We start from the raw sequence: 13,061 nt of genomic DNA on the forward strand, positions 1-13,061 counted from the left end.
GAAATTTCAGGAGCTGACCATGTCAGACATCATCGAGGCCACCGTCATTCCCGACAGCAGGCTGGCGCGTGCCATCACCGAATACATCCGCGACACCGAAACCGACCTGCTCTTCAACCATTCCAGCCGCGTCTACCAATTCGGCGCGATAGCTGGCGTCCGCCGCGGACTGACATTCGACCGCGAACTGCTTTACGCCGGCGCCATGTTTCACGACATCGGCCTGATGCCGCACCATGGCAGCAAGCACGAGCGGTTCGAGGTCGACGGCGCGCACGCCGCGCGCGCGTTCCTGCGTAGCCACGGCATTTCGGAAGCCGATGCCTACACCGTCTGGACCGCGATCGCCCTGCACACGACGCCGGGCGTCCCTCAGCACATGCACCCTGTCGTCGCGCTGGTGACCGCAGGCGTCGAGATGGACGTTCTCGGACTGACCTACGGCGAATATTCCGACGAAGAGCGCACGGCGGTCGTGAAGGCGTTTCCGCGCACACCGCACTTCAAGGAAGACATCATCCAGGCCTTCTACGACGGCATCAAGCACCGGCCGGATACGACGTTCGGCAACGTCAAGGCCGATGTCATCGCCGACAAGGAGCCGCATTTCCATCGCGGCAATTTCTGCAGCGTCATCCGCAACTCCCATTGGCACGGCTGAACGCACTTCGTGCCCGTTGCAAATCCGCGCCTCAATCACCGATCAGGAAGTACGACATGAGCAATAAACGCCCCCACCTCACGCACGCGACGGGAGCTCCCGTCAGCGACAATCTCAACATCATGACCGCCGGCCGCCGTGGCCCCGCATTGTTGCAGGATGTCTGGCTGATCGAGAAGCTCGCCCATTTCGATCGCGAGGTGATTCCCGAGCGACGCATGCATGCCAAGGGATCCGGCGCCTTCGGGACCTTCACGGTCACCCATGACATCTCAGGCTATACCAAGGCGAGGATCTTCTCGGAGATCGGCAAGGTGACGCCGATGTTCGCGCGCTTCTCGACGGTCGCCGGCGAGCGCGGCGCGGCCGACGCCGAACGCGACATCCGCGGCTTTGCGCTCAAGTTCTACACCGAGGAAGGCAATTGGGACATGGTGGGCAACAACACGCCCGTGTTCTTCTTCCGCGATCCGCTGCGCTTTCCCGACCTCAATCATGCGATCAAGCGCGATCCCCGGACCGGAATGCGCAGCGCCGACAACAATTGGGACTTCTGGACGCTGTTACCGGAAGCCCTGCATCAGGTCACCATCGTGATGAGCGAGCGCGGCCTTCCCAGAAGCTTCCGGCATATGCATGGCTTCGGCAGCCACACCTACAGCTTCATCAATGCCGCCAATGAGCGGACCTGGGTGAAATTTCACTTCCGGACGCAGCAGGGCGTCGAAAACCTGACTGATGCCGAGGCTGAAGCACTCATCGGCAAGGACCGCGAGACTCACCAGCGCGACCTGTTCGAGAGCATCGAACGCGGCGATTTCCCGCGCTGGACGATGTTCGTGCAGATCATGACCGACGATCAGGCCAAGGCATTTGCCTTCAACCCGTTCGACCTGACCAAGGTCTGGCCCAAGGCGGACTTCCCACTGGTCGAGGTCGGCTATTTCGAACTGAACCGCAATCCGGAAAATGTCTTCGCCGAGGTCGAGCAGGCATCCTTCTCGCCGGCTCATGTCGTTCCGGGCATCGGCTTCTCGCCCGACAAGATGCTGCAGGCAAGGCTGTTCTCCTACGGCGACGCGGCGCGCTATCGTCTCGGCGTCAACCATCATCTGATCCCGGTCAACGCGCCGAAATGTCCGTATCACAGCTACCATCGCGACGGCGCAATGCGGACCGACGGCAATCTCGGGGGCACGCCGACCTACTTCCCGAACAGCCGCGGCGAATGGACGGACCAGTCCGATCTCAACGAGCCGCCGCTCGAGATCGACGGTGCAGCGGCACATTGGGATCACCGCATCGACGACGATCATTATCGGCAGCCCGGCGACCTCTTTCGCAAGATGAACGCTGAGCAGCGGCAGGCCTTGTTCGACAACACGGCGCGCGCTGTCGGAGCGGCGGCCATCCCGATCCAGGAACGGCACATCGCCAATTGCACCAAGGCCGATCCCGCCTACGGCGCGGGCGTCCGCGACGCGTTGACGCGTCTTGCGACTGTTCGCGCCAAGGCTGCAGAAAAGGCCGCAGAATAGGATCGGCCGATCCTGACCGACCTCTCGTCGTCTTCGGCGAACGGCACCGACAGGTGCCGTTCGCATTTTTAAAGCGAGCCACCGAAGCCTCTCAATTTTTTCGCGAAAATAGCTTGAACCGAGCCGCTCGCCGGGCCGTGCCAGGCATCGCCGCGCCACTCTCGCACCAGGCGCAGATGCGGACATTCGCCTCGGAATGCGTCACGCCGATAGGCTCCGTGCCTATCTTCGAGGCCCGCTCATCCCTGAGGCAATCGAGTCTTGACAGGGCCCGCCCGGCAGCGCCTTTCTATGAAATCCTGCCGGAACCAAAACAAAGGGTGCGCGAAAGTCCGATCCATATCATTTTTCAGCCGGCTGACGCCGATTGATGGGAATTTTCGCGCAAGATCAATCACACACCTTCATCCAACCAGAAAAGCGATTCCTCAAAATGGTTACACGTCGTGATGTCGCATCGATTGTCGGACTTGGCGCGATGGCTGCGGCCACGCTGGCCTCCCCGGCCGTGGCGCAGACCGCAGCGGATCCCAACGAATCGACCTTCGCCCGCATTCGCCGCACCAAGAAGATGCGGATCGGCGCGGTCGGCGGCGGCGCGCCCTATTACATGAAGGACCTCGCCAGCGGCCAGTGGAAGGGTTTTTACGTCGACATCGCTAAGGCGCTCGCCGACGACATGGAGGCCGAGCTCGACATCACCGAGACCACCTGGGGCAATTCGGTGCTCGATCTCCAATCCAACAAGATCGACATCTTCTTCGGCCTCAACCCGACCCCGAAACGCGCGCTGGTGGTCGACTTCTCGGTGCCGGTCTTCAACAACGCCTTCGGCATCCTCTGCAAGAAGGATTTCAAGCCGAAGAGCTGGGCCGAGCTGAACTCGCCCGACGTCAAGATCGCCGTCGACCAGGGCTCGTCGCACGACCAGGTCGTCAGCCGCCTGACGCCGAAGGCGCAGATCTCGCGCCTGAAGTCCGCCGACGACGCCACCGCCGCGCTCCAGACCGGCCGCGTCGACGCGCAGTGCCTGATCACCATGCTGTCGCTGACCGTCCTGAAGAAGAATCCCTCGCTCGGCCAGTTCGTGCTGCCGACGCCGATCTTCGCCACGACGTCCAATGCCGGCTTCCGCCGCGAGAGCGACAAGACCTGGCGCGACTACGTCAACACCTGGATCGACTTCAACAAAGGCCTCGGCTTCATCCGCAACGCGATCATCACCAACATGGAGCTGGTGGGCGTGACCGAAGCGGACATTCCGCCGGGCGTTTCGCTGTAAGGTGTGATGAGTTCGGGTCGAGCTCAGCCCGCAAGGCGCGGTGCGCTCCCTCTCCCGCTTGCGGGAGAGGGTCGGGGTGAGGGCGTCTCCACAACCAAGAACCCCCGTGAGGACAGAGCCCTCACCCGCATCGCATCTTCGATGCGATGCGACCTCTCCCGCAAGCGGGAGAGGTGAAGCAAGAAAGCACGCATGTATCAGTGGGACTTCAGCATCCTCTGGAGCTATCGCTGGCTCTTTCTCAACGGGCTCGGCGTCACCGTCGGCTTCACCGTGGTCATCGTCGTGCTCGGTCTCGTATTCGGTCTGTTCGGCGCCTTCGGCACCCTCTCGCGCTTCAAGGCGGTGCGTTTGCTCACGCTGACCTTCATCGAGGCGTTCCGCTGCACGCCGATCCTGGTGCAGCTGATCTGGTTCTATTACGCGCTGCCGATCCTGGCCGGAGTCGAGATGACGCCGATCACGGCTTCGGCGCTGGCGCTCTCGCTCTATGGCGGTTCGTTCTATTCGGAGATCATCCGCGGCGGCATCATCTCGATCGACCGTGGCCAGTCCGAAGCCGGCGCGGCACTCGGCATGACGCCGGGACAGAGCATGCGCCGCATCGTGCTGCCGCAGGCAATCAAGCGCATGATCCCGGCGCTGATGAACCAGTCGATCATCCAGTTCAAGAACACCTCGCTGGTCTCGGTGCTGGCGGTGCCCGACCTCGTCTATCAGAGCCAGGTCGCCGCCCATGACAGCTACCGTCCGCTGGAAACCTACACCGCCGTCGCGGTCGCCTATGCGGCAATCCTGATTCCCTTGACCATTATGGTCCGGCGCGGCGAGAAGCGACTGGCGGTCAGCGAATGAGCGACACGTCGAAAATCGAGATCCGCGGCCTGCGCAAGAGCTTTGGCTGCAACGAGGTTTTGAAGAGCATCAGCCTGGACGTCGCCAAGGGCGGCGTCGTGGCGCTGATCGGACCGTCCGGCTCCGGCAAGTCGACGCTGCTCCGCTGCATCAATCTCCTGGTGACGCCCGACGGCGGCAGCGTTCGCGTCGGCGACACGCGCTTTTCGTTCGGCGAGGGTACGAAGCTCCCCGACGTGACGACGCTGGCAAGATTCCGCGCCACCACCGGCATGGTGTTCCAGCACTTTAATCTGTTTCCGCACATGACGACGCTCCAGAACGTGATGGAGGGACCGATCACGGTGCGCCGCATGGCCAAGGCTGACGCCGAGAAGCTGGCGCGGGCCCAGCTTGCCAAGGTGGGGCTTGCGGAGAAGGCGGACCAATATCCGGCAACGCTGTCCGGCGGACAGAAGCAGCGCGTAGCGATCGCCCGCGCGCTCGCCATGGAGCCGGACGTGATGCTGTTCGATGAGGCGACCTCTGCGCTCGACCCCGAGTTGGTCGGCGAGGTGCTCGCCGTCATCCAGCGCCTTGCCTCCGAAGGCATGACCATGGTGATCGTGACCCACGAGATCGCCTTTGCCCGCGAAGTCGCCGACCGCCTGATCTTCATGCGCGACGGCGTCGTGGTCGAGGAAGGCCCGGCACGACAAGTGATCGACAATCCGCAGCAAGCGGCGACGCGCGCCTTCCTCAGCCATTTCCACCGCACCGGCGCGCTTCCGCCGGCCAATGCAGCAACGTGATGCCAGATATCGATCGCGCCTATCTCGTCACCGGTGCCGCCAGCGGCATCGGCCGCGCCACCGCAAAACTGCTCGCCGCCCCCGGCAACGCGCTGCTGCTGCACACGCGCTCCAATGCAGCCGGCCTCGACGCCACGGCGGCGGAAGCCGAAGCGCAAGGCGCGATCGTCGCAAAATGCCTCGGCGATCTCGCTGAAGAAACAGCCGCCACCGACGCCATCGCCGCCGCCCAAGTCGCCTTTGGGCGGCTCGATGGATTGATCCTGGTCGGCGGCCATGCCCGCCGCGGCAGCGCGATCGGCACGCCGGCGGATCAGTTCCACCAGGCGATGGACGAATCGGCGCTGGCGTTCACGCGCCTGGTCGACGCCGCGCTCCCGCTGTTGCGGGCGGGACACGATGCGCGGATCGTCGCGGTGTCGTCGTTCGTGGCGCATGCGATCCGGCCTGAATTCGCGCCGTTCGCCGCGACCGCCGCAAGCCGCGCCGCGCTCGAAGCCCTGGTGCGCCTCACTGCGGTCGAGCTCGCCCAGGACGGCATCACCGTCAACGCGGTCGCGCCGGGCCTCATCCTCAAGGACAGACCGAGCGAGAGCAGGCTTTCGCCCGAGCAGATCGCCGCAACCGAGGCGCTGATCCCGATGGGGCGTCGCGGACGACCGGAGGAAGTCGCCGAGATCATCGCCTTCCTGGCGTCACCAAAAGCATCCTACGTCACCGGCCAGGTCTGGCACGTCAATGGAGGCCTGACATGATCGAAGCGACCGTCGAACGCATCAGGCTGTTCCTGATCGAAAGCCCGATCAAGATGGCGCGCCTCCAGGGCGTCGGCAACGTCAAGGGCACGGTGAAGCGCGTGCTGCTCGAGCTCACCTCGAGCGACGGCGTGATCGGCTGGGGCGAGGCTGCCCCGTGGGAGGTGTTCACGGGAACGCCGGAAGCGGCGTTTTCTGCGCTCGACATCTATTTGCGGCCGATCGTGCTGGGCAAGCCGGTGCGTCGCATCCGCGCGCTGATGGCTGAGCTCGACCGTGCGCTGGTCGGACATGCCGAGGCCAAGGTCGCGATCGAGATGGCGTTGCTCGACATCGTCGGCAAGTCGTCGGGACTTTCGGTTGCCGATTTGCTCGGCGGCCGCGTGCGCGACACGGTCCCGCTGTCGTTCTCCATCGCCGACCCGGATTTCGCCGCCGATCTCGAACGCATGCGAACGATGGTTCCGGACGGCAACGTCATCTACAAGGTCAAGACCGGCGTGAAGCCGCATCGCGAGGACCTCGATCATCTCGAGGCGATCCGCAACGAGTTCGGCGACAAGGTCGATCTGCGCGTCGACTACAACCAGGCGCTGGCGCCGTTCGGCGCCGTCAAGATCCTGCGCGATGTCGAACAGTTCGCGCCGACCTTTATCGAGCAGCCGGTGCCACGCAAATATCTCGACGTGATGGCGCAGCTCACCGCGGCGCTGGAAACACCCGTGCTCGCCGACGAAAGCTGCTTCGATCGCCGCGACATGATGGAGGTGGTGCGCCGCGAGGCGGCAGACGCCGTCTCGATCAAGTTGATGAAGGCCGGCGGCCTGTTCGAGGCCCAGGCGATCATGGCGATCGCCGACATTGCCGGCCTGCCTGGTTATGGCGGCACGTTGTGGGAAGGCGGCATTGGGCTGGCCGCCGGCACGCAGCTGATCGCGGCGACACCCGGCATCTCGCTCGGCTGCGAATTCTACATGCCGCATCATGTGCTGACCGAGGACGTGCTCGAAGAGCGCGTCGCCAACCGCGGCGGCCACGTCGTGGTGCCCGATGGCCCCGGCCTCGGCATCCGCGTCAGCGAAGCCTCGATCCGCGCCAACGCGCGCGTGCTGGCGGAGGCGTAATTCCGTCATTCCCGGGCGCGCGTCTTGGCCGCTCTTGTCCAGGACGACGAGCGCGTATGCAGCGGCAGGGGAGCGCCATCCTTCCCCTCGCTGACTCCGTATCGTATGGTCCGGCCAAACGGGCCCGAACCCATCGGGCCATCCGGAAACGCATATGTCTGATCTCACCTGGTCGCTGCACTCCCGCCTGAAAGAGGACACCATCGACATCGGCGATTTGCCGCTGTCCAAGGTGCTGGTCATCAAGGACGCGCATTATCCCTGGCTGCTGCTGGTACCGCGGCGCACGGATGCGGTCGAGATCATCGATCTCGACGAGGTGCAGCAGGCGCAATTGATGACGGAGATCTCCCGCGTCTCGCGCGCGCTGAAGGAGATCACCAACTGCGACAAGCTCAACATCGCGGCGCTCGGCAACCTCGTTCCGCAGCTTCACGTCCACATCATCGCGCGCCGCACCGGCGACGCCGCTTGGCCGCGGCCGGTCTGGGGCGTGATGCAGCCCTTGGCGCACGATGCCACAGAGGTGCAGAATTTCATCAGCGCGCTTCGCCGCAAGATCTGGTTGGGTTGAAAGAACAAGAAATGTCAGCATTCGACTCGTTTCCGCTGGGACAACCGGCCTTCGTCACCAACATTCTCGACCGCGCCGCGCATCTGCGCCGCGACGACGAAAAGCTGTTCGCGATGGAGCAGAAGCCGTCGTCGCGCGCCTATATCGTCTACCGAGACTCGCTGCTGGTGAAGCGCGAGGGCGACAAAATGCGCGCCCTGTTGGGCATCGACGAGGCGCTGAAATGCGGCGCCAATCCCGGTACGATCTTCTTGGGTCTGCGCGACGGCGCCGCCATGTTCGGTATGGGCCTGTCGCAGGCCGCGTCCGAGAAGCTGGTCGGGCGCGAGGACTATGCCCTCACCGAGTTGCGCGGCATGGCGATGCAGGGCGCAGTTCGCCCGGAGGAGCTGTCGGCGATCGCAATGGCGAAATCGATGGTGAGCTGGCATCAGCGCCACGGCTATTGCGCCAATTGCGGCACGCGGACCGGGATGAAGGAAGGCGGCTGGAAGCGCGAATGTCCGAGTTGCAAGGCCGAGCATTTCCCGCGCACTGACCCTGTCGTGATCATGCACGTCGCCTCCGGCGAAAAATGCCTGCTCGGCCGCCAGAAGCAGTTTCCGCCGGGCATGTATTCGTGCCTCGCCGGCTTCGTCGAGGCCGCCGAAACCATTGAGGACGCGGTGCGCCGCGAGATCCTCGAAGAGTCCGGGATCCGCTGCACCGACGTGCAGTATTACATGACCCAGCCCTGGCCCTATCCGTCGTCGCTGATGATCGGCTGCAGCGCGCGGGCCGTGAGCGAGGACATCGTAGTCGATCATTCGGAGCTGGAGGATGCGCGCTGGTTCACGCGCGAGGAGGCCGCCCTGATGCTGACGCGGACGCATCCCGACGGGCTCGCCGGTCCGCATCCGTTCGCCATCGCCCATCATTTGCTCGGCCGCTGGGTGCACGGCAAGAGCTGAGACCGCCGATGGCTGCATCAGGGATCGCGCCGCGCATCCTCTGCATCGGCATTCCCGTGCGCGACCTGACCTTTCGTGTCGAGGCCGTGCCCGCGCGCGGCAGCAAGGCGAATGCCACCGATCTCGCGGAGATCTGCGGCGGCAACGCGCTCAATGCTGCGATCGCCATGGCGCGGCTTGGTGGCCGCGTCGCTTTCGCGGGCCCCATGGGCGATGCCCGGGAGATTTCGAGCGGCTTCATCCTCGAACGGATGGAAGCTGAAGGCATCGAGACCACACAAATCGTGCGCATGCCGGGGCTGATGACGCCCGTCTCGGCGATCATGATCGAGCCCTCGGGCGAACGAACGCTCACCATCTATCGCGATCCCGCGCTGTCGACCGTGAAGCTGCCGGACGCCGACGCACTACTCGCCGATTGCCGGGCGGTTCTCGTCGAAAGCCGCTGCGCCACATTCGCGACCTCGCTCTGCGCAGAGGCACGCCGGCGCGCCATTGCCGTCATCGTTGGCGTCGATCGCGCGATGTCGTTGCAGGACAGCCTGCTCACGGTCGCCTCGCACCTGCTGTTTGCCAGCGAACAGGTGCAGGAGACGGCCGGCATCGCCGATGACGGCGCGGCGTTGAAGCGCTTGGCCGCGCTCACGCCCGCCTTCCTCGCCGCCACCCGCGGCCCGCGCGGCACGATCTGGCTGAACGAAGCGGGGGAGCTGGAGGAGACGCCGGCGTTCGCGGTTCAGGCCGTCGATACGCTTGGCGCCGGCGACGTCTTCCATGGCGCCTTCACGCTACGTCTCGCCGAAGGCGGCGGCGTGCGGGAGGCGCTGCAATTCGCCGCGGCCGCCGCAGCGTTGAAATGCACCCGCCACGGCGGCGGCATGGCGTCTCCGCAACGTATTGAAGTTGAAAAGCTTTTAAGCATGTCGCAGACGGCGACGCTCGATCGAGCGCCGAGATTATAGACTTGCTATAGAAAGATTTTCTCTATATCAGGGAAAACGCCCCTTGAAATGGAACAAAGTTCTTCAAATGACCGATCTCGTTGTCCAGATCCCCGAGACCAGCCGCCGCCTCGACGCCATCGACCGCAAGATTCTGATGGTCCTTCAGGACGATGCCTCCCTCTCCGTCGCCGAGATCGGCGACCGCGTCGGCCTGTCCTCGACCCCCTGCTGGAAGCGTATCCAGCGCCTGGAGGCCGACGGCGTGATCATCAAGCGGGTGGCCTTGGTCGACCAGAACAAGATCGGGCTCGGCATCTCCGTGTTCGTGTCGGTGGAGAGCGCCGACCATTCCGACGCCTGGCTGAAGAAGTTCGCCGAAGCCGTCAGCGCCATGCCCGAGGTGATGGAGTTCTATCGCATGGCCGGCGACGTCGACTACATGCTGCGCGTCGTGGTCGCGGACATGCAGGCCTATGACGTGTTCTACAAGAAGCTGATCAGCGCCGTGCCGCTGAAGAACGTTACCTCGCGCTTCGCGATGGAGAAGATCAAGTCGGTGACCACGCTGCCGATTCCGGCTGTGGTGACGGCGTAGGGTCTCACCACGCAGACGCAGTCATCGCCCGGCTTGAGGCCGCGGCGTACTGGATGCCCCGGTCAAGCCGGGGCATGACAGCAAGTGACGCTAGCCTCGCGCCTCAGATCTTCTGATTGTACTCGCCGACTTCGGGATGCGTGCGCAGCACGCTGTTCACCATCTCGAACATGTCGTGCATGCGCTGCTCGGAGACCGGGCTCTCGACCACGACGACGAGCTCGGGCTTGTTGGAGGAGGCGCGCACCAGGCCCCAGCTTCCGTCCTCGACCGTGACGCGCACGCCGTTGACGGTGACGAGGTCGCGGATCGACTGGCCGCCGATCTTGGCACCCTTCGCCTGCAAGCCCTCGAAGTGCTTCACCACCTTGTCGATGACACCGTATTTGGTCTCGTCGGCGCAATGCGGCGACATGGTCGGCGACGACCAGGTTTTTGGCAGCGCGTTCTTCAAGTCCGCCATCGACTTGCCGGGGGCGCGGTCGAGCATATCGCAGATCGCGAGCGCCGACACCAGGCCATCGTCATAGCCGCGGCCATACGGCTTGTTGAAGAAGAAATGGCCGGACTTCTCGAAGCCGGCGAGCGCGCCCATCTCGTGGGTGTGGCGCTTCATGTAGGAATGGCCGGTCTTCCAATAGGTGGTTTTCGCGCCCTGCTTCTGCAACACCGGGTCGGTGATGAACAGGCCAGTCGACTTCACGTCGACGATGAACTGCGCGTCCTTGTGGATCGCCGACATGTCGCGCGCCAGCATCACGCCGACCTTGTCGGCAAAGATCTCCTCGCCGGTGTTGTCGACGACGCCGCAGCGATCGCCGTCACCGTCGAAGCCGAGGCCGACATCGGCCTTGTGCTGCAGCACCGCGTCGCGGATGGCGTGCAGCATCTCCATGTCTTCAGGGTTCGGATTGTATTTCGGGAAGGTGTGGTCGAGCTCGGTGTCGAGCGGAATCACCTCGCAGCCGATCGCTTCAAGCACCTGCGGCGCAAACGCGCCGGCGGTGCCGTTGCCGCAGGCCGCGACGACCTTGAGCTTGCGCTTGAGCTTCGGACGGCTGGTAAGATCGGCGATGTAGCGCGCCGGATAATTCTCGTGGAACTGGTAGGAGCCGCCGTCCCTGTTCTTGAACTCGGCGCCCAGCACGATCTCCTTCAGCCGCGTCATCTCGTCGGGACCGAAGGTCAGCGGGCGATTGGCGCCCATCTTCACGCCGGTCCAGCCATTGTCGTTGTGCGAGGCCGTGACCATGGCGCAGCAGGGCACGTCGAGATCGAACTGCGCAAAATAGGCCATCGGCGTCACCGCGAGCCCGATGTCGTGCACCTTGCAGCCTGCTGCCATCAGGCCGGAGATCAGCGCGTATTTGATCGAGGCCGAATAGCCGCGGAAATCATGACCGGTGACGATCTCTTGCTTGACCCCGAGCTCGGCGATCAGCGCACCCAGCCCCATGCCGAGCGCCTGGATTCCCATCAGGTTGATTTCCTTCTGGAACAACCAGCGCGCGTCGTATTCGCGAAAACCCGTGGCCTTCACCATCGGCTCGGATTCGAAGGCGTAAGTGTTGGGCAGCAAGACGGATTTCGGCTTGGGAAACATTGAGACGGTCTCGCGAAATGAGGCAGGATTTGGTGCAGCCTTAGCGAATGCCGGGCCGCAGCGGAAGGCGGGAATGAAGGCTTATGGCGGATAATTGCGGCGGTTTGGTAACGGGGTTTGTACCCGCGACGTGATATGCCTCTCTGACCAGAATGGGCTAACTCTGCCGGCGTGCAACCTCCTCTTCAACGACGGCCTTTAGAGGCGGAAGAGCCTGTTGAACCGTCACCCACCCAAAACGGGCGCAACGTCCTCATAGTTGTGGCGATTGACATTGCCCGCAGCCGCCATCTGCTTCCACGCGATCGCTGGGTGCCTCGTTTTCAAGTCATCAGGCAGGCGGCGAGATGCTTCTGAAATGATCTCGAGGCACCGCGTTACCGCATAGACGGTCCGTAGATCCGCCGCGAACGCATCGCGATCAAGGCCTCCGGCGAACTCGATCGCCAGATCGATGTGATGCAAGACGTCGCGGAGAGTCCCCTCGATGCGATCAGAAGGCATAGACAGCGTCAGCCGTCGCTGCGGGAGCGAGGTATGATTTCAGGCCGTCGCGGTTGACGACGTCAACGGGCTCGTCAAAAAGATTGGCAATATATTCCTTGAGCTCGACGTAATCGAAGATCGTGATCCGCGCATCGGGATCGATCTCGATTATGATATCGACATCACTGCCGGAATGGCTTTCGCCCCTCGCCACCGAGCCAAACAACGCGGCATGCAAAACGCCCCGCTCGCGCAGGGCAGGTTCGGACTGTCGCAAGATGGCAATCGCATCGGGACTGTTCATTGGCGGAATATAGCACTCCGCCCGCCCCAGCGGGAGGGCCTAACAAGGCCGCCGGGGAGACCCTTACTGCTCCAGCACCATCTGGCCGCTGGCGTATTCGAAACGCTTGAGGCGGGAGAGGAAGGAGAGGCCGAGCAGGTTCTCGGACAGCGCCTCGTCGGGCAGCACCATGGCGTCGACGTCGCGCACGATTAGGCCGCCGACATCGAGCATGGCGATACGGGTGCGCGCGGCCTTGATGGTGCCGTTGGCGGTGGAGACGGTCGCATTGTAATCGCCGCGCGAGGGACGCAGGCCAAAGCGGGCGGCCGAGGTCTCGTTCAGCGCAACCACGGAGGCCCCGGTGTCGACCATGAAGCCGATGCGCTGGCCTTCAATCCGGCCGTCGGTCTGGAAATGACCCCGTCCGTCGCGGGGGATGCTGAGGCTGCGGCCGCCGGCCGGCGCGGTGGACGCGAGTGCCACCGTCGTGCGTGGCACCGACGTCGCCGAGGCGGAGCTCATCCTGTCCGCCATCTGCGCCATGAAAGTGCCGAGGCCGATCATGATCGCCGCCAAGATCATTATGTTACGCATTACACCACTTCCGAGCCGGAAAG

General features: G+C 63.8%; 15 protein-coding genes. 11 read left to right on the plus strand and 4 right to left on the minus strand.

The window, feature by feature from the left end; all coding sequences use genetic code 11:
• Positions 1–19 precede the first annotated feature (19 nt).
• From IVB27_RS22260 to IVB27_RS22310, 11 genes are all read left to right on the plus strand, one after another.
• Entirely contained in the window at positions 20–661 is a 642-nt protein-coding gene (locus tag IVB27_RS22260) for an HD domain-containing protein (protein WP_247351451.1), read from the plus strand.
• Positions 662–717: 56 nt separating this feature from the next.
• Entirely contained in the window at positions 718–2,199 is a 1,482-nt protein-coding gene (locus IVB27_RS22265) for a catalase (protein WP_247445350.1), read from the plus strand.
• Positions 2,200–2,632: 433 nt separating this feature from the next.
• Complete coding sequence (locus tag IVB27_RS22270; RefSeq protein WP_247351457.1) at positions 2,633–3,481, plus strand: transporter substrate-binding domain-containing protein; 849 nt, start codon at positions 2,633–2,635, stop codon at positions 3,479–3,481.
• A 192-nt stretch (positions 3,482–3,673) separates the two neighbouring features.
• Positions 3,674–4,336, plus strand: a complete 663-nt coding sequence (locus IVB27_RS22275; RefSeq protein ID WP_247445351.1) for an amino acid ABC transporter permease — start codon at positions 3,674–3,676, stop codon at positions 4,334–4,336.
• On the plus strand, positions 4,333–5,127 hold the full coding sequence (locus IVB27_RS22280; protein WP_247445352.1) for an amino acid ABC transporter ATP-binding protein: 795 nt from the start codon (positions 4,333–4,335) through the stop codon (positions 5,125–5,127). The genes IVB27_RS22275 and IVB27_RS22280 overlap by 4 nt, the downstream gene beginning before the upstream one ends.
• Positions 5,127–5,882, plus strand: a complete 756-nt coding sequence (locus tag IVB27_RS22285) for an SDR family NAD(P)-dependent oxidoreductase (RefSeq protein WP_247445353.1) — start codon at positions 5,127–5,129, stop codon at positions 5,880–5,882. The genes IVB27_RS22280 and IVB27_RS22285 overlap by 1 nt, the downstream gene beginning before the upstream one ends.
• Positions 5,879–7,006 carry a muconate cycloisomerase family protein gene (locus IVB27_RS22290; RefSeq protein ID WP_247445354.1) on the plus strand — a complete coding sequence of 376 codons (1,128 nt, stop codon included), beginning with the start codon at positions 5,879–5,881 and terminating at the stop codon, positions 7,004–7,006. Before IVB27_RS22285 ends, IVB27_RS22290 begins: the two co-directional genes overlap by 4 nt.
• Before the next feature lie 154 nt (positions 7,007–7,160).
• Positions 7,161–7,580 carry an HIT domain-containing protein gene (locus IVB27_RS22295; RefSeq protein ID WP_247445355.1) on the plus strand — a complete coding sequence of 140 codons (420 nt, stop codon included), beginning with the start codon at positions 7,161–7,163 and terminating at the stop codon, positions 7,578–7,580.
• A gap of 11 nt (positions 7,581–7,591) precedes the next feature.
• Positions 7,592–8,530: an NAD(+) diphosphatase gene (gene nudC / locus IVB27_RS22300; protein WP_247445356.1), complete on the plus strand. Its 939-nt coding sequence runs from the start codon at positions 7,592–7,594 to the stop codon at positions 8,528–8,530.
• 8 nt (positions 8,531–8,538) lie between these two features.
• A complete protein-coding gene (locus IVB27_RS22305) occupies positions 8,539–9,492 on the plus strand; it encodes a sugar kinase (RefSeq protein WP_247445357.1) in 954 nt (317 codons plus the stop codon).
• 67 nt (positions 9,493–9,559) lie between these two features.
• Positions 9,560–10,069 carry an Lrp/AsnC family transcriptional regulator gene (locus tag IVB27_RS22310; RefSeq protein ID WP_247445358.1) on the plus strand — a complete coding sequence of 170 codons (510 nt, stop codon included), beginning with the start codon at positions 9,560–9,562 and terminating at the stop codon, positions 10,067–10,069.
• A gap of 103 nt (positions 10,070–10,172) precedes the next feature.
• Here the strand turns inward: IVB27_RS22310 and IVB27_RS22315 are convergent, their stop codons facing one another.
• From IVB27_RS22315 to IVB27_RS22330, 4 genes are all read right to left on the minus strand, one after another.
• Positions 10,173–11,672 (minus strand): phosphomannomutase/phosphoglucomutase, encoded by a 1,500-nt coding sequence (locus IVB27_RS22315; RefSeq protein WP_247445359.1) that lies wholly within the window; start codon positions 11,670–11,672, stop codon positions 10,173–10,175.
• 225 nt (positions 11,673–11,897) lie between these two features.
• Entirely contained in the window at positions 11,898–12,176 is a 279-nt protein-coding gene (locus IVB27_RS22320; RefSeq protein ID WP_247445360.1) for a HepT-like ribonuclease domain-containing protein, read from the minus strand.
• Entirely contained in the window at positions 12,166–12,462 is a 297-nt protein-coding gene (locus IVB27_RS22325) for a nucleotidyltransferase family protein (protein WP_247445361.1), read from the minus strand. The genes IVB27_RS22320 and IVB27_RS22325 overlap by 11 nt, the downstream gene beginning before the upstream one ends.
• Positions 12,463–12,525: 63 nt before the next feature.
• Entirely contained in the window at positions 12,526–13,038 is a 513-nt protein-coding gene (locus IVB27_RS22330) for a TIGR02281 family clan AA aspartic protease (RefSeq protein ID WP_247445362.1), read from the minus strand.
• Positions 13,039–13,061: the final 23 nt, after the last annotated feature.

This window comes from Bradyrhizobium sp. 197 (genome assembly GCF_023073375.1).
Lineage (GTDB): Bacteria > Pseudomonadota > Alphaproteobacteria > Rhizobiales > Xanthobacteraceae > Bradyrhizobium.